Source organism: Microbispora sp. NPDC046973, from assembly GCF_040644495.1.
Taxonomy (GTDB): Bacteria; Actinomycetota; Actinomycetes; order Streptosporangiales; family Streptosporangiaceae; genus Microbispora.
Map to the genome: position 1 here is coordinate 94,295 of NZ_JBEYWQ010000024.1, position 18,744 is coordinate 113,038.

Genomic DNA, 18,744 nt, shown 5'->3' on the forward strand with positions numbered 1-18,744 from the left:
GAAGCCGTCCCGCTCAATGTCACGGCGCAGCGCCGCGGCGGTCTGCCCCAGGAACGGCGGGCCCGGCCCGCACTCGCCCCGCTCCCACCCGGGACACCACGGGCTCTCGCGTCTCATCCACTCCTTGGCCAACCGGCCCTCGGTCCGCATCGTTGCCGTCATCAAATAGGACCACGGTCCGGAAAGGACTGGATCATGAGTGGACTGCTGTACGTCTCCGCCAGGGTCGGCAACGCGATCAGGGCGTCGATCGCGTGCGCCACGACGGCGCCGAGCCTGCGGGAGGTGGCCGCGGCCGCCAGCGCCGTCCCGGCCAGCGCGGCGACGGCGGTGGCCGCGACGCTGACGTACAGGGTCGTGCCGGCACCGGCCAGGATCAGGCTGAGCAGATCGCGGCCGAGCCGGTCGGCGCCGAACCAGTGCTGCCAGGAGACCGGAGCCCAGCTCGACCGCGGGTCGATCCGGCCCGGGTCGTGCGGCGTCCACACGGACGACAGCAGGGCCGCCGCGACCACCACGCCCGACAGGAGCAGGCCGGCGCGCCCGCTGCGCCAGACGCGGCCGAGCGTCCGGCGGCTCACCGGGCGCCCCGCAGCCGGGGGTCGATCAGCCGGTGCACGACGTCGATCAGCGCGCCGACCACGAGGACCAGCGCCGACAGCAGCAGCACCGTGCCCTGCACCTTGACGAGGTCGCGGTTGCCCACGTCCGCGAGGAGCATGCGGCCGACCCCCGGCAGGGCGAAGGCGTTCTCCACGACCACCGCGCCCACCAGGAGGGACGCGAACTGGATGCCGAGGACCGACACCACGGGAAGGGCTGCGTTGCGCAGGCCGTGCCGGATCACGGCCCCCAGCGTGGTCAGGCCCTTGGCCCGGGCGGTGCGCACGTAGTCGGCGTGGAGCACCTCCAGGGTCGCCGACCTGACGAAGCGCAGCAGCACGGCCCCCTGGGCCAGGGCCAGCGTGAGGACGGGCAGGACGAGGCTGCGGACGGCCGCCCCGGGGTCAGCCCAGCCCTCGACCGGGAACCCCTGCGCGGGGAGCACGCGCAGCCGGACCGCGAAGACCACCGCCAGCATGATGCCCATCCAGAAGGTGGGCACCGCGATGCCGAGCTGGCCCACGGCGGACACGGCCGCGCCGTCCCGGGAGCGGTGCCGCAGAGCGGCGTACGTCCCCGCCGGTACGGCGAGCACGACGGCCAGCACGCTGGACGCCAGCGTCAGCGGCAGGGTGACGACGAGCTTGCGGCGCAGCTCGCCGGTGACCGAGACCCCGCTCAGCGCGGAGGTGCCGAGGTCGCCGATGAGCACGCCGGCCGCCCAGTGCCCGTACTGCGCGAGCAGCGGCCGGTCGGTGCCGAGCCGGACGCGCAGGCGGACGAGCTGGTCCGGCGTGGCCTGCACGCCGCCGATGATCGAGGCGAGGTCGCCGGGGAGCAGCCGGAGCAGCACGAAGACGAGGAGAAGGTGTCGATCAGACGCCCGGCGACGTCCTCGTAGTCGCCGTCGGGGAACAGCGCCATTCCCATCGCGAAGTAGACCATGAGGTACGGCGGCAGCTTGCCGTCCGACCGCCGGACCTGCCGCCCCGTCTCCAGCAGGGCCCGGTCGACCGCCTCCCGGGGAATGGACGCCGCCACCACCCCGATGGAGATTCAGTCAGGGGAGCCGCCCGTCCGCGCCGCGCACCATACGCGGACTGTAGAACACGTCGCGCCGCCGCTCACCAACGGGAGGGCGCGGGCGCCGGCCCTTCCTTCTGCTTCCGGTGACGAAGAGCCGGGAGGCGACGTCGCGCAGGCTAAGCCCTTGCTCAGGCGATCAGGCGAAGTAGTGGCCCTCCTTCAGGTCCGCGATCAGGCCCGGCCGGGTGGGCTGCCAACCGAGCAGGTCGCGGGTGATCTGGGCCGATGCGGGGCGCGGCGTGCCGTACGGCTCCTGCGGCACAACCGGCGATGGCGGTTTCTTTGAGGTGCCGAAGAGAGAGAACACCAAAGGGGCCGGTCATGGCCATCACCCAAGGGCGCAACCAGAGGAACCACCGCCTCCACGCCGCCACCCCCGCCATGGTCACCGTCCCCGTCCCCGCCCGCTACGCCTGGGCCGCCGCCCGCGTCGCCGTCGGATGGGTGTTCCTGTGGGCCTTCCTGGACAAGCTGTTCGGCTGGGGCTTCGCCACCTCCGCCGCCAAGGCGTGGATCAACGGCGGCAGCCCGACCACCGGCTTCCTCGAGGGCACCGCCGGCCATGCCTTCGGCGGCCTGTTCACCACCCTCGCCGGCCGGCCCTGGGTCGACTGGCTGTTGATGACCGGCCTGGCCGGCATCGGCACCGCCCTGCTCCTCGGCGTGGGCATGCGCATCGCCGCCGGGGCGGGCGGGCTGCTCCTCCTCATGATGTGGGCCGCCACCCCCTGGTCCGCCGCTTCCCGATCCTCAAGTAGACCGACCGTCAAGTAGACCGATCCTCACGCGGGCCGGTCCTCACCCCGCGGACTCCGAAGCCCACCCCCGGCCCCCGGGGGTGGGCGCCGGCGTGGCCGGGCCGCCCCGCGTGCCTGCGGCGTCTCGGGGTGACGCCACCGAGGCCGCCTCGGTGAGCGGAACCGGCCACAGCGGCAGCCACCTGTGCGGCACACGCCCGTTCCTACCTCGTCGGGTCCCCCTCCGGCGCCGTCCCGGAGCCGGCGAGTCCCCGTTCCACGACCCGCTCACGCACCTGCGGGATGATCTCCCGGGCGAAGAACTCCTGCTCACGTACGGTCGGCAGGGCGAGCAGCAGGGAGGTGAAGCCCGCCGCGACGATGCCGGTGAGCTGGTCCACCACCGCGGAGACACCGCCGGTGACGAACTCCGGGGTCGGCGGCCTGGAGGGATCGACGAGGACCCGGACGTTGCAGGCGCACGTGATCGAGTCGGGGTCGCGCCCGGCGTCCCGCGCCGCCCGGCGTACGACGCGGCGCATGGCGGCGGCCTGGGTCAAAGAGATCCGCCCGAGCGAGGGCAGCCATCCGTCGGCCAGCTCCCCGGTGAGCGCCAGCGAGCGCGGGCCGTAGGAGCCGAGCCAGATGGGGATGGGCCGCCGGGGAGCCGGGGCGATGACCGCCTCCCGGACGGTGTAGTGGTCGCCGTGGAACGACACCGGCTCCCCCGTCCACAGCCCGCGGATGATCTCGATCGCCTCCCGCAACGCCGCGACCTTCTGTCCCGGGCTGCGCCCGGCGAGCCCGAACGCGGCGAACTCGTGGTCGAAGCCGCCGCCTCCGAGGCCGAGGATCAAGCGCCCGCCCGACAACCGGTCGACCGTCTCGGCGGTCTTGGCCACCACGGGGGGCTCGCGGTAGGGCAGCCCGAGCACGTTGGTGCCGACCTCGATGGTCCTGGTGCGGGCGGCGATCCACGACAGCGCGGTCAGCGGCTCCAGGCTGGGCCGGTCGCCGTGCAGGTGGTCGCTCAAGGTGAACAGGTCATAGCCCAGCTCGTCCGCGCTCTGCGCGAGGTCGAGCGTCTCGCCGGCCGACAGTCCGCCGACGGCCCCTCCCGCACCGAAGCGCAGCCGGTTGTGCGCCGTCATGCCCGTGCCTCCTCCTGGTCGTGCGGCCACGGCCGGTCCCCCCGTACGACGGGCCGCCGCGGGTCCGCCGACCAGGCGGACCAGGAGCCCGGGTAAAGCGCTGCCGCGCCGGCGCCGATGAGCTCGAGCGCCAGCAGGTCATGGCAGGCGGTCACGCCGCTGCCGCAGTAGACGGCCACCTCGGTGTCGCCGTCCACGCCGAGCTCCCGGTAGCGCAGCCGAAGGCGCTCCGGCGGCAGGAAGACGCCGTCCGCCGTCAGGTTCCCCGCCCAGGGAGCGCTGACCGCGCCGGGGATGTGGCCCGCGCGGGGCTCGCCGGGCAGCACGTCGGCGCCCGCGTAGCGGCCCGGCGCGCGGGCGTCGAGCACCACCCCGGACCCCAAGGAGGCCATGCGCTCCACCTGACCTGCCGACAGGAACATCCCTTCCGGCCAGGGCACGGCCCTCCGGGTGACCGGGGGCCGGATCACCTCGCCGTTCTCCAGCGGCGTCCATGCGGTCAGGCCACCGTCGAGCAGGGCCGCCGGGAAGCCGAGGCGGCGCAGCAGCCACACCAGCCGCGCGGCGTAGGCGCCGCCGTTGTCGTCGTAGGCCACGACGACGTCGTCCTCGCCGATGCCGAGGCCGCCGAGCGCGCGGGCGAAGTCCTCGGCGGACGGAATGGGATGCCGGCCCCCGGTCCGGGTGGGCGGGGCGGACAGCACGGTGTCCACGTCGACCCAGACGGCGCCCGGGAGGTGACCCCGGAGGTAGGCGTCGCGGCCGCTGCGTCCGTCCAGGTACCAGCGCACGTCCGCCGGCACGGCCTCCGGGTGGCTCCGGACCCACGCGGCGTCGACCAGGGGCGGGAGTGAGACGGGTGTGGGCAACACTCAGTCCTTCCTGTGAATGTGGTTCGGTCGCAGCCGCAGCAGCACGCGCTCTCCTTCGGCGGCCCGTGGCGTGGGATCGCCCGTCCACTTCTCGAACGTGGTGCGCGCCAGGCGCAGGGCGCTCTCGCCGCTCTCGACGGCGACGACGACGGCGCGCACCTCGATGTAGCGGCGCGGGTTGGCGGAGTCGAGGAGCAGCAGGCCGACGCGGGGGTCCGCGACGACGTTGCGGTACTTCTGCCGCGTGGTGTTGGTGCCGATCAGCAAGTGGTCGCGGTCGGCGTGCGGCCAGACCAGGCTGCTCTGCGGCTCCCCGCCCGGCATGAGCGTGGTGAACAGCGCGAGCGTGCGGGCCATGGCCAGCTCCCGTACGTCGTCGTCAAGCACGCGCGGCCTCCGGCGCCTCCGCCACCTGCGGGAGGACCTCGGAGGCGATCAGCTCCGTGGCCCGCTGCACCTCGGCGTAGGGGATGCCGCCCAGGTCGACGGCCAGCAGGTGCAGGTCGTGCCCCCACGCATCGCGCAGCCGCCCCAGCTTGTCGACCACCTCCGCCGGGCTCCCGCACAGAGCGGGGCCGTCCTCGCCCACGTACTCGTCGAACTCCAGGCGCCGGTGTGCGTGCGGCGCGCTGAGGTAGTTGGCGATGTGGTCGCGCCACAGCGCCCGCGCCTGCTGGGACGTCCTGGCGACGAAGGCGTGGCTGGCGGCGCCGAGCCGGCCGGGCGTCTCCGTACGGCCCCGCTCGCGCCACAGTAGGCGGTAGGCGTCGAACACGGGCACGAAGTCGGCGGGCGGACGGGCGGTGGTGCCGATCACCATCGGCAGCCCGTTGTCCACCGCGAGATGCACGGACTCCAGCCCGGTCCCGCCGCTGATCCACAGTGGCGGCCGCTCCTGCAGCAGGCGGGGCTGCAGGCGGACCTCGTGCAGCGGGGGCCGGAACTCCCCCGTCCAGCTCACCCGGTCCTCGGCCCACAGCCGCAGGAGCAGCTCGACGTTCTCCCGCTTGCGCGCGGCCTTGCTCTCCGGCTCCTGCCCGAAGACCGTGTACGGCTCGGGGAAGAACGAGCCCCCGGCGATGAGTTCCAGACGGCCGTCGGAGAGCAGGTCGAGCAGGGCGTAGTCCTCGGCGACGAGCACCGGATCCCGGTTGGCCACCAGGGTGGTCCCGGTCGCGAGCCGGATGGAGGAGGTGCGCTCGGCGATCGCGGCCAGGACCACGACGGGTGAGGGTATGACGTCCCGCTCGCCGAAGTGGTGCTCCCCCACCGTGTACCAGGCGAAGCCGAGCTCCTCGGCGGCGACCGCGGCCCGTACGACGTCGCGCAGCCGATCCCGCTGGGACAGTCGTGCCCCCGTGTGCGGGTCCGGCAGCAGGCTGCCGAAGGTGATGAGACCTAACTCCATTGGGGTTCCTCCGTCTGTGTCCGGAAACCGGGAATCGCGGCGAGCAGCTCCCTGGTGTAGGGGTGCTTCGGAGTCGTGAAGACCTGTTCCGTGTCGCCCCGTTCCACGATCCGGCCGCCGCGCATGACCGCGATGCTGTGGCTGACCTGGCGCACGACGGCCAGGTCGTGGGAGATGAACAGATAGCTGAGGCCACGCTCACGCTGCAGCCTGGCCAGCAGCTCCAGGATCTGGGCCTGCACGGTCACGTCGAGGGCGGAGACCGGCTCGTCGCACACCAGCAGGTCGGGGTTCAGCGAGAGGGCGCGGGCGATGGCGACGCGCTGCCGCTGGCCTCCGGACAGCTCGCTCGCCCGGTGCCGGGCGAGCGAGGCGGGCAGGGCCACGTCGTCCAGCAGCGCGCGTACGGTCGCCGCCCGGCCGGCCGCGTCGCCCACTCCGTAATTGCGCATCGGCTCGGCCAGCAGGTCCTCGACCGTGAAGCGGGGATGCAGCGAGGTGTAGGGGTTCTGGTAGACGAGCTGGACCCGGCGCCGCAGCCGCCGCAGGGCCTCGCCCCGCACGGCGGTGACGTCCTCGCCCGCGAAGCGCACACGGCCCGCCGTGGGCCGTTCAAGGCCCAGGATCATCCTGGCCGTCGTCGTCTTGCCCGACCCCGATTCGCCGACCAGGCCGAGCGTGGTCCCCACGGGAATGTCGAAGTCCACGCCGTCCACCGCGTTCCTGGTGCCTCGACGCCGGAGCGGGCCGGTGCGTACCGGGAAGCTCTTGCCGAGCCCGCGGACGCTGAGCAGCACGGCCGCCCCCGGCGGGGCGGGCGCGGGGCGCCTGCCCGTCAGCGCGGGAACGTCGGCGAGCAACCGCCTGGTGTAGGGATCGCGGGGATCGGTCCTGATCCGCCTGGCGGGACCGGCCTCGACCGTCCTGCCCCCCGACATCACCACGACGTGCTGGGCGCGGTCGGCGACGACTCCCAGGTCGTGGGTGATGAGCAGCATCGCGGCTCCCGTCGCGGCGACGACGTGGTCGAGGTGGTCGAGGATGCGCCGCTGGACCGTGACGTCGAGGGCGGAGGTCGGCTCGTCGGCGATCAGCAGGCGCGGCCGCGCCGCCATGGCCATCGCGATGAGCACCCGCTGCCGCATGCCGCCCGACAGCTCGTGCGGATACTGGCGGGCCGTGGTCGCGGCGTCGCGCAGCCCGGCCTCGGCGAGCAGCTCCACCGCCCGCGCCCGCGCCTGCGCCCGGGTCGCCAGCCGGTGCACCCGCAGGACCGCCGCCACCTGCCGGCCCACGGGCTGGACGGGATCGAGCGCGGTGGCCGGATCCTGCGGGATGAGCGCGATCCGGCGGCCCCTGACGTCCCGCCAGCCCTTCTCCGGGAGCACGGTCAGCTCCTCGCCCTGGAAGCGGACGCTGCCCGACTCGATCGCGCCGCCTTCCGGCAGCAGCCCGACGAGCGCGTGCGCGGCGGTGGTCTTGCCCGAGCCCGACTCTCCGACCACGGCGGTGATCTGGCCGGGGCGGACCTCCAGGTCGAGTCCGTCGAGCGCCATGGCACGCCCCGCGGGCGTACGGTAGGACACGCGCAGGTCCCTGACCACCAGCAACGGGTCCTGACGGGGCGGTTCTGTCATGGCGTACTCCTGTCGGTCTCCAGGAGGCGGGACAGCCGGTTGGCGGCCAGCACGACCACGGCGACGGTGAGGCCGGGCAGCATGGTCAGCCACCACGCGGACGCGAGGTAGTCGCGCCCGGCCGCGATCAGCGCCCCCCACTCCGGAGCGGGCGGCGGCTGGCCGTAGCCGAGGAAGCTCAGGGATGAGACGGCGAGCACGACCAGCCCGAAGTCCAGCGCGGCCAGCGCGAGCACCGGCCCGGCGGCCGGCGGCAGCACGTAGCGCAGCAGGATCCGCCACCAGCGGGCGCCGCACAGCACGGCCGCCTCCACGTAGGCGGCCGTACGCACGCGCAGGACCTCGGCGCGCATCACCCGCGCGAAGCCCGCGACACTCACCGCTCCGACCGCGATCGCGATGTTGAGCGTGCCGAACCCCAGCGCGCTGATGATCAGCAGGGACAGCAGCACGGGCGGGATGGACAGCGCCACCTCCACCACGCGCATGATCGCGGTCTCCGCCCAGCCGCCGAAGAACCCGGCGAGCAGGCCGAGGGCGCCTCCCGCCAGCAGGGCGACGCCGATCGCGGCGACCGCCGCGCGCAGCGACGCGGACGCGCCGTGGACGACCCGCGCGTACACGTCACGGCCGAGCTGGTCGGTGCCGAAGAGGTGGTCGGCGCTCGGCGGCAGCAGCCGCTGCGTGGTGATCCCTTCGATGGGGCTGCGCCCGGTGAACAGGCCTGGCACCAGCGTCCACCCGAGCACGACCAGCAGCACCAGGATCGACAGCGCCGCTCCCGGATGCGCCGCGAAGTAACGGGCCACACGGGTCATGCCGCCGCCCGCCTGCCCGTGATGCGGATCCGCGGGTCGAGTGCCGGGTAGAGGAGGTCGACCGCCAGGTTGACGGCGGCGAACGCGACCGAGGCGACCACCACGACGCCCTGCACCACGGGGAGATCCTGGGTCGCGACCGCGAACTGGGTGACCCGCCCGACGCCCGGGCGGGAGAAAACGGTCTCGACCACGACCGCGCCGCCGATCAGGTTGCCGGCGAGCAGGCCGACCACCGTCACCGCGGGGAGGGCGGCGTTGCGCAGCCCGTGGCCGAGCAGCAGCCTGGTGCGGCCCGCGCCGGTGGCCCGGATCGTGTCCGCGTAGGGCTCGCGCAGCGTGGCGTGCAGGCTCTTGCCCAGCATCTGGGCCACCATCGCAGTGCCGGGGACGGCCAAGGTGCAGGCGGGCAGCACGGCGGAGGCGAGGCCGGAGCCGCCGAGCGACGGGAACACCGGCCAGCGCAGGGACAGCAGCTGGATCAGCGCCAGGCCGACCCAGAACGACGGCAGCGAGATGCTCAAGGAGGGCACCGAGCGCAGCACCTGCCGTGCGAAGCGCGACCCGGGGAGGTTGCCGAGGACGCCGATCGCCGTCCCCGCCGAGAGCGACAGGGCCAGCGCGATCGTGCCGATCTGCAGAGTGGGGGGAAGCGCCTCGGCGATCATCTCGGAGACCGGGCGGCCCGTCTGGATCGACCTGCCGAAGTCGCCGCGCAGGGCGGCGCCCAGCGCGGACAGATACTGCACCACGGCGGGGCGGTCGAGCCCGAGCTCGGCCCGCACTCGGGCGACCTCCTCGGCGGAGACGGCCTCGAATCCGTTGCGCCCGCTCAGCATCAGCGCGACCGGATCTCCGGGGAGCAGCCGCAGCACGACGAAGGCGACGGTGAACGCGGCCCAGACGACCAGCAGCGCCTGCAGCAGCCGCCCGGCCAGGTAGCGGACCATCACGGGCCGCCTTGCGGCGTGGCGAACGCGCCGGTCACGACGCGAGCCGGGCGTCGTGCAGGTCGAGCCGGGTCGACGCGTCGGTCTCCAGGTCCTTCACCGCGTCCGAGACGCCGTGGACCAGGGCGTTCTCATACAGCGGGACGGTGTCGGCGTGGTCGAGGATCCACTCGGCCGCCTTGGTGACGGCCTCGCGGCGCTTCCCTTCGTCCGTGGCCGCCGCCTGCCGCTCCAGGTAGTCGTCCAGCTTGCTCGGCGGCAGGTGCCAGAGGTTGGAGCCTTTGGAGTAGAAGATGTTGCGCAGCACGTCGGGGTCGGCGCGGGTGACGGCGACCGCGGTGATGTCGAACTTCCCGGCCTGCTGCTGCTCGACGTATCTGGTGGGCGGCACCGCGTTCAGCTTCACGTCCACGCCGACCTTGCGCAGTTGCTGCTGGACGTACTCGTCCACCGGCGGCATCGGCGCCGGGATGAGCCAGTTCAGGGTCAGCGGCTTGCCGTCCTTCACCCTGATCCCGTCCGGGCCCGGCCTCCAGCCGGCCTCGTCGAGCAACTCGGCCGCCCGTACCGGGTCGTGGCGCAGCTTGTCGCTCTGGTCGACGTACAGGGGCGTGGTCCCGGCCAGGACCCCGGTGGCCGGTGTGAACCTCGGGCCCAGCACGGTGCCGACGAGGTCGGCGCGGTCGACGGCGAGCAGCAGCGCCTGCCGTACCCGCTGGTCGGCCAGGACTCCGGCGTGGTTGAGCGACAACGGCGGCACCAGACCGGGAACCCGCGTGACGAGCAGGTGGAATCCGTCCTTGGTGAAGGAGTCCTGGTCGGAGGGCTGCACGTTCTCGGCGATCTGGACCTGCCCGGAGCGCAGGGCGGTGGTCCTGGCGCCGGCCTCGGGGACGAACACGAACCTGACCTCGGCGAGACTCGCCTCGCCCCGGACCGTGGCGAGCGAGGACGGCCACGAGTAGCCGGCACGCCGTTTGAGCACGACCTCCTGGTTGGAGGTGTAGTGGTCCAGAACGTAGGGCCCGGAGCCGACGAAGCGGCCGCGGCAGCGGTCGGCGAGCGGCGTCCCTGCGGTCGCCGGGGACAGGATGCCGAGTCCCGCCCCTGACGTCGCCTGCAGGAACTGCGCGTTGGGCGCGTCGAAGTCCACGTGCAGGCGATGGGCGTCGACAACCGTGGTGCCCTGGTAGCCGCGCAGGTAGCTCGCGGCGCCGTTGGCGGGCAGCGCGGCCAGGCGATCGAAGCTGGCCTTGACCGCCTGGGCGTCCAGTGGGGTGCCGTCGCTGAAGGTGACACCGTCGCGCAGGGTGAAGGTGAAGCGGCGGGCGTCGTCGGAGACCGAGAACTCCGAGGCCAGCCAGGGCACGATCTTGCCGGTGCGCGGGTCCTGGTCGGTCAGTGTGTCGACGAGCGACCTGCTGATGTCGAGCGCGGCGAGCTGGCCGGTCTGCTGCGGATCCAGGCAGGAGGGGTCGGCCGGCATCGCCACGGCCAGCGTGGCGCCCGTGCTGGAGGTGTTCGTTCCGGTTTCCGCCGCGCAGGCGGCGAGTAGCCCGTTCAGGGCGAGAAGGGCGAGGGCGAGGGGTTTGCGACGAGGGGACATCCGGTGGCTCTTTCCGCAAGAAGCGGGACGGCCGCGACGGCGGCGGCGACTCCCGAGAAAGTTCGCAGTACGTATAGTTCGCACTACGATCAAATTAGCAAGTCGCACCAATAACCGTCAAACGGACTCGGGAATAGGGGAAACGGTCCGCCGGACGGCCAGGGGCGCCACCGCGGCCCCGGCAACCGCCGCGACCGCACCCAGCCAGAACAGCAGGGAGAAGGCGGAGTCGGGCACGGCGGCGGCGCGGCCGGAGGAGGTGGACGCGATCACCGCGGCGGCGAGCTGGCTGCCGATGACACTGCCCACGGTGCGGGCGATGTTGTTGATTCCGTTGGCGGTGCCGGTCCGGGCGAGCGGCACGATGTCGGCGATCAGCTTGGGCAGCGCCCCCATCACGAGCCCGGAGCCCGCCCCCACGACCGCGTAGAACACCAGGTGCTGCCAGTACGAGGCGTGGCCGAGCGCCATCAGTGCCGCTCCCACGGCGAACAGCGCGAACCCGCACGCCAGTGGCCCCCGCGGACCGAGAGACGCCGAGATGCGGCCGACGGCCGCACCGGCCGGGACGATGGCCAGCATGCCTGGGAGCATCAGGAGACCGGCCACGGTGACCGAGGCGCCGAAGCCTGCGCCGTCCGTTCCTGGCCGCTGCTGGGCGAACAGGGGCATCCCCAGGTAGAAGAAGTACGACCCGGCTCCGAACAGCAACGCGGCGGCGTGCGTGGCCAGCATCGGCCGGTCGGTCAGCTCGCCGACGTCGATGAGCGCGTGGGCCCTGCCGCGTTCGACCGCGACGAGCACGGCCGCCAGCAGCACGCCGAGGACGAACAGGCCGAGCACCCGCGCCGACGTCCAGCCCCACGAGGGGCCCTGCGTGAGCGCGAGCAGCACCGCGACGAGACCGAGGCCCAGCAGCGCGGCGCCGAGCAGGTCGAGCCTGCCGGAGGTGCCGTGGCGGCGGGCGGGCACGTACCGCCAGACCATCGCGAGACTGAGCAGCGCCAGCAGCGCGCCGAGGACGAACAGATACCGCCAGGACAGGTGGTCGGCCAGCAGCCCGCCGACGACCAGGCCGGCCCCGCCGCCCGCTCCGACGATGCCGGAGACCAGCCCCATCGCGAACGGCAGGCGTTCCCGCGGCAGCGCCTCACGGAGGATCGCCATGGACAGCGGGACCACCGCGAGCGCCGCGCCCTGGACGACACGGGCGGCGATGAGCTGGCCGATGTCCTGGGCCGCCGCCGCGCCGGCCATGCCCGCCGCGTACGCGACGAGCACGCCCACCATCACCCGTCGTCTGCCGTGCATGTCCCCCAGCCGGCCCAGCAGCGGGGTCAGCACCGCGCTGGAGAGCAGGAAGGCGCTGAGGATCCAGGCCGACCAGGCGGGGGTCGTCCGCAGTTCCCTGGCGAGCAGCCCCAGGGCGGGGACCACCACCGTCTGCATCAGGGCGTAGCCGAACACCGCGGTGCCGAGCGCGACCAGCAGACCGGTGTCTCTCGCGGCGGGACTCGTCGTGTCATCCGTGCTCACGGCGCCTCCTTAGTTCGTAGTACAAACAGTTCGTAGTACGCACAAATTAGTTGGCAATACGAACCGATGTCAACTACGCTCGGACCAGGAGGTACGGGTGACCAGGACCACGACCGCAGAGGCCGGCACGGAATTGACGTTCGCCACCGCGCTGGTGCGCATGTCCCACGTGGTGCAGTACGTCTTCGCCGATGTGAGCCGGGAGCACGGCGTCACCCCGCAGCAGGCGCAGTTGCTGTGCATGCTGACCGGCGGCCCCGTCGGCATGACCGAACTCAGCCGCCTCCTCCACCTGGAGAAGTCCAGCCTCACCGGACTCGTGGACCGGGTGGAGCGACGCGGGCTCGTCACCCGGGTCAGCCATCCTCGCGACCGCCGCGCCTGCCAGATCTCCCTCACGCCCGAGGGCACACTGCTCGGCGAGAAGGTGCACGGGGAGATCTGCGCGCGGCTGGACGTCCTGGGCGAGGCGATGCCGGAGGCCGACCGGCGCCGGATCGCCACGGCCCTCACGGGCGTGGTCGCACGCTACGCCGTTTAGGGCGGCTCAGGTCGCGGTGAGCCTGCGGACCGGCGACTTGCACGACCGGCGCTGCGCCGGGGCCTGCGAGTCGAAGCGGACCTGCCAGTCGCCCGTCGACGGCACCTTCTCGCGCAACCGGAAGCGGCCGTCGGAGCCCGTCGTCGCCGACCCCCGCACCGCGTCGGCGCCCGTCCCCGACGGGTCGAACCAGAGCCGGACGCGCTGCTGGGGCAGCGGATCCCAGCGCGGAGGCTGCCCTGCGGGCTGCACCCGGACGAACAACGTGCCGATGTGGGTCGCCTTCCTGTTCCGCTTGCCGCTCTTGGGGCTCGCCGAATAGGCGATCCTGGTCTGCGCCCCGGCGGAGTTCACGGCCGAACGAACCTCCGCGCTCCGCGCCGCGGTGAGGCGCCCGTCGTCCTCGGCGTCCCCGCGGAACTCCGCCGACCAGAACCCGGACTCGGTCGCCGTGACCGTCGCGTCGAACCGGCCCGACCTGCCGGTGACGACGCGCGCCACCTCCGTGCGGGACAGCAGGCCGTCGGCCCGGAACAGCAGGGCGACCGCCCGGCCGGGAAGACCGCCCCAATCCTGCTTGCCGGTGGCCGCCTCCAGGCGGCCGGAGAAGGTCAGCTCACTTCCCTCGTCGACCGGGTCGGGAGACAGCGCGAAGCCCTCGATCCTCGACCGCCGCAGCCTCTCCTCGGCCTGGACCTCGAACCTCCGTTCCTCGGTGACGCCGCCGGCGCCGACCACGACGCGCCAGGTCCCCGCCACAGCGTCCCGGCCGAACGCGTGCCGGGCCCGCCACCGCTCCTCGAAGGGCGTGCGCTCCTCGCGCTCGAAGCCCAGGCGCGTACGGGACCCGTCCGGGGCCACCAGGTCGCCCTTCACCTCGGCGCACGCCCCGCTGGTGACCACCTCGAAGGTCGCCGCGACCTGGTCCTCGCCGCCGATCGGGACGGGGTCGGGATCGACCTCGACCGACTCGATCTCCACCGGCTCGATCTCCACCGGCTGGATCTCCACCGGCTCGGTCTCCATGGCGGCGCCGTCGCCGCGGGGCCGTCGCAGGAGCCGTGCGAGCAGGTGGCGGATGATCGTCATGTCGTTCGACACACCTTCCGGTAGGGCGCCTCCGGCACGAGGCGCCGCCAATCGTCGTCTCCCAGTGCGCCGCCGGCCCGCGCGCACACCTCGGCCGCGGCCCGTTCCGGGTCGATCGGGTAGCGCCGCAGCGTCCCGTCCGCCCCGGCGCTGTAGAGGTACCGCCCGTCCGCGTCGAAGGCGAGCGCGAGCACCCGGCCGGTGTGGACGGCGTACGGCAGGCCCAGCGGCGACCGGGTGCCGGCGTCCCACAGGCGGACCTCCCCGCTCGTGCCGCCGGTGGCGATCAGCCGCCCGTCGGGCGAGTAGGCGAGCGCCACGACGTCGTCGAACCGTCCCTCCTCGGGTGCGAGCGTCCCCGTACGCCGCAACGTGCGGGCGTCCCACAGGCCCACGCCGGCCTCGTGGAAGCCGGTGGCGATCGCCGAGCCGCCGGGGCTGAACGCGATCGACCGCACCCCGTCGAGGACGGGCCCGAAGGGACGCCCGGTGACCGTTCCGGTCGCCAGGTCGACCAGGGCGGCGTCCCGCCCGCCGATGGCGAGGACCCGGCCGTCCGGGCTGACCGCCATGACGTCCCACCCGCTGCGGCGCGGGACGGGGATCTCCGCGCCGCGGGCGAGGTCCCACACCCGGACCGGCTGGTAGTCCTCGGCGACGGGTGCCACGGCGAGGACTCCGCCTCCGACCGCCAGCCCGCCCACCGAGCCGGCGCCCGCGACCGGGACGCGACGGAGCGGACGGCCGTCCGGCACGCTCCAGAGGCGCACCGCCGCGGCCTGGCCCGTCGCATCACCCGCGGGAACGGAGGCGAGCGTGTGAACGTCGGGGAAGGCGAGCGCCCCGGCCGGTGCGCTCCCGAGCGGCGGCCCGAGGCGGACGCCCCTGGCCGGATCCCACAGGAGCGGCCCTTCGCCGGCCGCCGAGACGGCGAGCGTCCGTGCGCCCGGGGCGAAGGCGGCGGCGACCGCCGACGGGGACACCGTCGTGGAGCGGGCCCCTGCCCCGGCGTCCACCGTGGCGACCCTGCCGCCGCTCAGCAGGTAGCGCAGCACCGGGCCGCCCGCCGCGCCGGTGGCGACCCTGATGTCCGGCATGCCGGTGGTGTCCCCCGGCGTGGAGTAGGCCAGCAGGCCGCCGCCGTCCGCGCTCCACACGCCGGCGCCGGTGCGGTCGAAGGTCAGGACGAGCCTGCCGCCGTCGCCGTACGCGAGCCAGACGGCGGAGGCGCCCTCCAGGACGGTGCCGCGGCGGCGGCCGGTGGTCAGGTCCCAGAAGCCGACGTCGTCGCCGCGGCCGACCGCGATCGTGCGACCGTCCGGGCTGAAGGCGACGGCGTCCCCCCGGCCGCCGGCGGGGGCGGCAAGGCGCCGCGGGTCGTGCGGACGCCCCGCGACCGGCTCGTACAGCCGGTACCGGCCGTCGTCGAGCAGCACGGCGGCGTGCCGCGCGGAGACCACGACCCCCTCCGCCCGCGTGTCGTGCACGTCGAGGAGCTCGACACCGCGAAGGGCGTCCCAGACCTGGCCCCGATGGCCGGGCGCGAGCACGGCGAGGCGCCGGCCGTCCGGGCCGAACGTCATCTCCAGCGCGCCGTTCCCGAACGCCGGGCCGAGCGGACGGCCCGTGGACAGGTCCCACACGCGCAGCCGGCCGCCGCCGGAGACCGCGAGGCGGCGGCCGTCGGGGCTGAGCGCGACCGCGTCGGGGGCCGGTCCGATGCCCTGGGCGCCCCCCGCCACGCGGTGGGCGGCCACCTCCCACAGGACCGCACGGCCGGCGTCGGCGACGGCGAGCAGCCGCCCGTCCCCGCTCAGGTCGAACCGGGCTCCGGCGGTGACGGGCGGGGGCGGGTCGATCCGCCGCAGCGGCTGGGCGAGCGAGCTGTAGAGGGCCGCCCGCGCCTCGGGCACCCCGGCCAGCCGCCAGGCGGCCACGCTCAGCGCCATCGCCCGGGTGGGATCGGACGAGCGCGAGGTCTCGGCCAAGGCGGCGAGCCGCCGGGCCACGGCCACGTCCCGCTGCCGCTCGGCGGACGCCTTCTGGTCGAGGGCCAGCCCGGCCGAGGCCGCCGCGACGGCCACGAGCACGGCGAGCACGGCGGTGAGGCGGCGGCGCCGCCGGGCGCGCACCCGGGCGAGGGCCCGGGACGCGTCGAGGAACGCCTTCTCCAGCGTGTTCAGCGTGACATGGTGGCGCGCGGTCGCCGCCCAGCCGACCGCCGTGTCCAGCGCCGTCCCCTGGTAGAGGTCGCCGGGACGCCGCCCGTGCAGGTCCCACATCCGGGCGGCCTCGGTCAGCGGCCGCTGCACCCGCAGACCCGCCCGATCCGCGTCGACCCACCCGCGCAGCCGGGGCCAGGCGCGCAGCAGGGCGGCCGCGGCGAGGGCGACCGTCTCGCCCTCGCGGACGACGAGGTCGGCGCGGGCGAAGCCCGACAGCACCCGGCGGGCCGTCTCCCGGTCGACCACGCCGTCGAGGAGCTCGTCCTCGGGCACCGGCCGGGGAAGGTCGTCGCCTCCCTCCCCCGGCGCGACCATGCGCAGCAGGATCCGCGGCACCAGCGCCTGGTCGGCCGGGACGAGCGCGCCGTACGCCTCCTCGGCCACGGCCGCGAGAGGGGGCGGCGCGACGGCCCTGGACGGCCCGAGGCCCTCGGCCGTACGGGTGCCCTCCGCGAGCAGCGCCTCGCCTCGCGGCGACGGGTGCCCGAGCAGCGCCGCGAGGAGGGTGTCCGCGTCCGGCCTGGCCTCCGGGTTCTTGTCGAGGGCGCGGGCCACCAGGCCGCGCAGCGGCTCCCCCAGCGCCGTCAGGTCCGGCTCGGCCGCCAGGATGCGGTGGAGCAGGGCCGCCACCCCGGTCAGCGCCTGCCCCGCCGCGTCCGGACCGCCGCCGGGCACGGGCAGGCGCGCGGACCCCTCGGCGAACGGCTCGCGGCCGGTGGCGGCGAACAGCGTCACGGCTCCCCAGGCCCAGACGTCGACGGCCGGGCCCGCCCGTGCTCCCAGCACGCTTTCCGGGGCCATGAAGGCCGGGGTGCCGGCGACGTGCCCGGTCGTCGTCAGCGACATGTCGGCGGTCCGGGCGATGCCGAAGTCGATGACCCGCGGCCCGTCGGGGCCGATCAGCACGTTGTCCGGTTTGAGGTCGCGGTGGACCACCGACGCCCCGTGGATGGCGGCCAGCGCCGTCGCGATGCCCGTGGCGAGACGGTGCAGCTCCCCCGGCCCGTACGGCCCGTCCCGCGCGACCGCCGCGCGCAGGCTCGGCCCGGCGACGAACTCGCTCACGATGTACGGCTGGGGGCCCTCCAGGTCGGCGGCGATGACCCTCGCCGTGCAGAACGGCGCGACCCGCCGCGCGGCGGCGACCTCCTTGGCGAACCGCGCCCGCGCCTGCGCGTCCCCCGCCCCGCCCGCCGAGCGCAGGACCTTGACGGCGACCCGGTGACCGGTCTCGTCGTAGGCCTCGTACACGACGCCCTGCCCGCCCTCGCCCAGGCGGCCGGCCAGCCAGTAGCCGCCGAGCCTGCGCGGATCGCCGGGGAGCAGGACGGTCGCCATCCAGACCTCCCGCCAGCCGGAGACCGCGTGCCCCGATCGTGCTACGGGGATCCGGCGCCGCCAAGGCCCTGCTGTACGCGATCAACGCCGGGGGACGAGACGACCGGCGAGCAGATCGGCCCGGTCTACCCGCCGCTGACCGGCGACGTGCTCGACCGCGCCCAGGGCTGCAGCCCGCTTCGGCGCCAGCGCATTCCGGACGGCCTTCAGGAAGAGGTGCCGCGGGCCGGCTATCCGATGGTGCGTGCGACCGCCCGGCTGATGCGGCGACGTTCGGGCCACGAGCCCGGGAGGACTCGACCCTCGAAAGTCCGGTCTGACGGACTTGGACCGAAAGTCCCACGATCAGGGGACTTCGAGACGGCCGGAGCGTGCCGTACGGCTCCTGCGGCACCACCGCTGATCGCGGTTTTCTAGAGGTGTCGCAAACGAGAGAAAAGACGCTGAAAGGGGCCGGTCATGGCCACCATCGAAGGGCGCAACCAAAGGCACCGCCCCCACACCGCCACTCCCCCCGCCGAGGCCACCGTCCCCGCCCCCCGCACCAACGGCGAGACGATCCCCACCACCGCAGGCGCCGCAGGCGCCGGACCGGCCCGCTACGCCTGGGCCGCCGCCCGCATCGCCATCGGCTGGGTCTTCCTGTGGGCCTTCCTGGACAAACTGGTCGGCTTCGGCTTCGCCACCCCTGCCGCCAAGGCCTGGATCAACGGCGGCAGCCCCACCACCGGCTTCCTCAAGGGCACCGCCGACCACACCCTCGGCGGCCTGTTCACCACCCTCGCCGGCCAGCCCTGGGTCGACTGGCTGTTCATGACCGGCCTGCTCGGCATCGGCACCGCCCTCACCCTCGGCGTGGGCATGCGCATCGCCGCCGCCACCGGCACCCTGCTCCTGCTGATGATGTGGGCCGCCGAACTGCCCCTGACCACCAACCCCTTCATGGACGAGCACATCGTCTACGCCATCGTCCTGACCGGCCTCGCCTTCACCGGCGCCGGCACCACCCTCGGACTCGGCACCCAGTGGGCCGCCACTCCCCTGGTCCGCCGCTTCCCGATCCTCAAGTAGACCGATCCTCACCCGGCAGACTCCGGCGCCCACCCCCGGCCCCCAGGGGGTGGGCGCCGGCCTGACATATCGGAAA

At 74.2% G+C, this 18,744-nt stretch carries 17 protein-coding genes and 1 pseudogene; 3 read left to right on the forward strand and 15 right to left on the reverse strand.

Features of this window, described 5'->3' with window-relative positions; genetic code table 11:
- Positions 1-161: 161 nt before the first annotated feature.
- The 4 genes and pseudogenes from ABZ860_RS32970 to ABZ860_RS32985 form a co-directional block, all read right to left on the reverse strand.
- Positions 162-581, reverse strand: a complete 420-nt coding sequence (locus ABZ860_RS32970; RefSeq protein ID WP_357227713.1) for a hypothetical protein — start codon at positions 579-581, stop codon at positions 162-164.
- Complete coding sequence (locus ABZ860_RS32975; protein ID WP_357227716.1) at positions 578-1,456, reverse strand: ABC transporter permease; 879 nt, start codon at positions 1,454-1,456, stop codon at positions 578-580. The genes ABZ860_RS32970 and ABZ860_RS32975 overlap by 4 nt, the downstream gene beginning before the upstream one ends.
- Before the next feature lie 41 nt (positions 1,457-1,497).
- Positions 1,498-1,647, reverse strand: a pseudogene (locus ABZ860_RS32980) (transposase domain-containing protein); the annotation flags it as partial.
- A gap of 178 nt (positions 1,648-1,825) precedes the next feature.
- Entirely contained in the window at positions 1,826-1,951 is a 126-nt protein-coding gene (locus ABZ860_RS32985; protein ID WP_357227719.1) for a hypothetical protein, read from the reverse strand.
- Positions 1,952-2,070: 119 nt separating this feature from the next.
- Between ABZ860_RS32985 and ABZ860_RS32990 the strand changes: the two genes are divergently transcribed.
- Positions 2,071-2,463 (forward strand): hypothetical protein, encoded by a 393-nt coding sequence (locus ABZ860_RS32990; protein WP_357227757.1) that lies wholly within the window; start codon positions 2,071-2,073, stop codon positions 2,461-2,463.
- A 187-nt stretch (positions 2,464-2,650) separates the two neighbouring features.
- Here the strand turns inward: ABZ860_RS32990 and ABZ860_RS32995 are convergent, their stop codons facing one another.
- The 9 genes from ABZ860_RS32995 to ABZ860_RS33035 all read right to left on the reverse strand — a co-directional run bounded on the left by ABZ860_RS32995 (position 2,651) and on the right by ABZ860_RS33035 (position 12,404).
- Positions 2,651-3,577, reverse strand: coding sequence for an LLM class flavin-dependent oxidoreductase (locus ABZ860_RS32995; RefSeq protein ID WP_357227722.1), 927 nt, complete (start codon positions 3,575-3,577; stop codon positions 2,651-2,653).
- Positions 3,574-4,446, reverse strand: a complete 873-nt coding sequence (locus ABZ860_RS33000) for a sulfurtransferase (protein ID WP_357227759.1) — start codon at positions 4,444-4,446, stop codon at positions 3,574-3,576. Before ABZ860_RS33000 ends, ABZ860_RS32995 begins: the two co-directional genes overlap by 4 nt.
- A 3-nt stretch (positions 4,447-4,449) precedes the next feature.
- Positions 4,450-4,836 carry a TIGR03618 family F420-dependent PPOX class oxidoreductase gene (locus ABZ860_RS33005; RefSeq protein WP_357227725.1) on the reverse strand — a complete coding sequence of 129 codons (387 nt, stop codon included), beginning with the start codon at positions 4,834-4,836 and terminating at the stop codon, positions 4,450-4,452.
- Complete coding sequence (locus ABZ860_RS33010) at positions 4,829-5,857, reverse strand: LLM class flavin-dependent oxidoreductase (protein WP_357227728.1); 1,029 nt, start codon at positions 5,855-5,857, stop codon at positions 4,829-4,831. The genes ABZ860_RS33005 and ABZ860_RS33010 overlap by 8 nt, the downstream gene beginning before the upstream one ends.
- Positions 5,848-7,494: an ABC transporter ATP-binding protein gene (locus ABZ860_RS33015; protein ID WP_357227730.1), complete on the reverse strand. Its 1,647-nt coding sequence runs from the start codon at positions 7,492-7,494 to the stop codon at positions 5,848-5,850. Before ABZ860_RS33015 ends, ABZ860_RS33010 begins: the two co-directional genes overlap by 10 nt.
- On the reverse strand, positions 7,491-8,312 hold the full coding sequence (locus tag ABZ860_RS33020) for an ABC transporter permease (protein WP_357227733.1): 822 nt from the start codon (positions 8,310-8,312) through the stop codon (positions 7,491-7,493). The genes ABZ860_RS33015 and ABZ860_RS33020 overlap by 4 nt, the downstream gene beginning before the upstream one ends.
- A complete protein-coding gene (locus tag ABZ860_RS33025; protein WP_357227737.1) occupies positions 8,309-9,262 on the reverse strand; it encodes an ABC transporter permease in 954 nt (317 codons plus the stop codon). The genes ABZ860_RS33020 and ABZ860_RS33025 overlap by 4 nt, the downstream gene beginning before the upstream one ends.
- Positions 9,263-9,296: 34 nt before the next feature.
- Positions 9,297-10,868: an ABC transporter substrate-binding protein gene (locus ABZ860_RS33030; RefSeq protein WP_357227739.1), complete on the reverse strand. Its 1,572-nt coding sequence runs from the start codon at positions 10,866-10,868 to the stop codon at positions 9,297-9,299.
- A 117-nt stretch (positions 10,869-10,985) separates the two neighbouring features.
- Positions 10,986-12,404 carry an MFS transporter gene (locus ABZ860_RS33035; RefSeq protein WP_357227742.1) on the reverse strand — a complete coding sequence of 473 codons (1,419 nt, stop codon included), beginning with the start codon at positions 12,402-12,404 and terminating at the stop codon, positions 10,986-10,988.
- Positions 12,405-12,501: 97 nt separating this feature from the next.
- Between ABZ860_RS33035 and ABZ860_RS33040 the strand changes: the two genes are divergently transcribed.
- A complete protein-coding gene (locus tag ABZ860_RS33040; protein WP_357227744.1) occupies positions 12,502-12,945 on the forward strand; it encodes a MarR family transcriptional regulator in 444 nt (147 codons plus the stop codon).
- Positions 12,946-12,951: 6 nt separating this feature from the next.
- Here ABZ860_RS33040 and ABZ860_RS33045 read toward each other — a convergent pair whose 3' ends face one another.
- Positions 12,952-14,034 (reverse strand): hypothetical protein, encoded by a 1,083-nt coding sequence (locus tag ABZ860_RS33045; RefSeq protein ID WP_357227745.1) that lies wholly within the window; start codon positions 14,032-14,034, stop codon positions 12,952-12,954.
- Positions 14,031-17,597 (reverse strand): protein kinase, encoded by a 3,567-nt coding sequence (locus tag ABZ860_RS33050; RefSeq protein WP_357227748.1) that lies wholly within the window; start codon positions 17,595-17,597, stop codon positions 14,031-14,033. The genes ABZ860_RS33045 and ABZ860_RS33050 overlap by 4 nt, the downstream gene beginning before the upstream one ends.
- Before the next feature lie 459 nt (positions 17,598-18,056).
- Between ABZ860_RS33050 and ABZ860_RS33055 the strand changes: the two genes are divergently transcribed.
- A complete protein-coding gene (locus ABZ860_RS33055; RefSeq protein WP_357227751.1) occupies positions 18,057-18,668 on the forward strand; it encodes a hypothetical protein in 612 nt (203 codons plus the stop codon).
- Positions 18,669-18,744 lie beyond the last annotated feature (76 nt).

What these genes read in the sequence shown, in the direction of transcription:
- ABZ860_RS32990 (WP_357227757.1), top strand. Translation starts at nt 2,071, where the DNA reads ATGGTCACCGTCCCCGTCCCCGCCCGCTACGCCTGGGCCGCCGCCCGC.
- ABZ860_RS32995 (WP_357227722.1), bottom strand. Translation starts at nt 3,577, where the DNA reads ATGACGGCGCACAACCGGCTGCGCTTCGGTGCGGGAGGGGCCGTCGGC.
- ABZ860_RS33010 (WP_357227728.1), bottom strand. Translation starts at nt 5,857, where the DNA reads ATGGAGTTAGGTCTCATCACCTTCGGCAGCCTGCTGCCGGACCCGCAC.
- ABZ860_RS33015 (WP_357227730.1), bottom strand. Translation starts at nt 7,494, where the DNA reads ATGACAGAACCGCCCCGTCAGGACCCGTTGCTGGTGGTCAGGGACCTG.
- ABZ860_RS33020 (WP_357227733.1), bottom strand. Translation starts at nt 8,312, where the DNA reads ATGACCCGTGTGGCCCGTTACTTCGCGGCGCATCCGGGAGCGGCGCTG.
- ABZ860_RS33025 (WP_357227737.1), bottom strand. Translation starts at nt 9,262, where the DNA reads ATGGTCCGCTACCTGGCCGGGCGGCTGCTGCAGGCGCTGCTGGTCGTC.
- ABZ860_RS33030 (WP_357227739.1), bottom strand. Translation starts at nt 10,868, where the DNA reads ATGTCCCCTCGTCGCAAACCCCTCGCCCTCGCCCTTCTCGCCCTGAAC.
- ABZ860_RS33045 (WP_357227745.1), bottom strand. Translation starts at nt 14,034, where the DNA reads ATGACGATCATCCGCCACCTGCTCGCACGGCTCCTGCGACGGCCCCGC.
- ABZ860_RS33050 (WP_357227748.1), bottom strand. Translation starts at nt 17,597, where the DNA reads ATGGCGACCGTCCTGCTCCCCGGCGATCCGCGCAGGCTCGGCGGCTAC.
- ABZ860_RS33055 (WP_357227751.1), top strand. Translation starts at nt 18,057, where the DNA reads ATGGCCACCATCGAAGGGCGCAACCAAAGGCACCGCCCCCACACCGCC.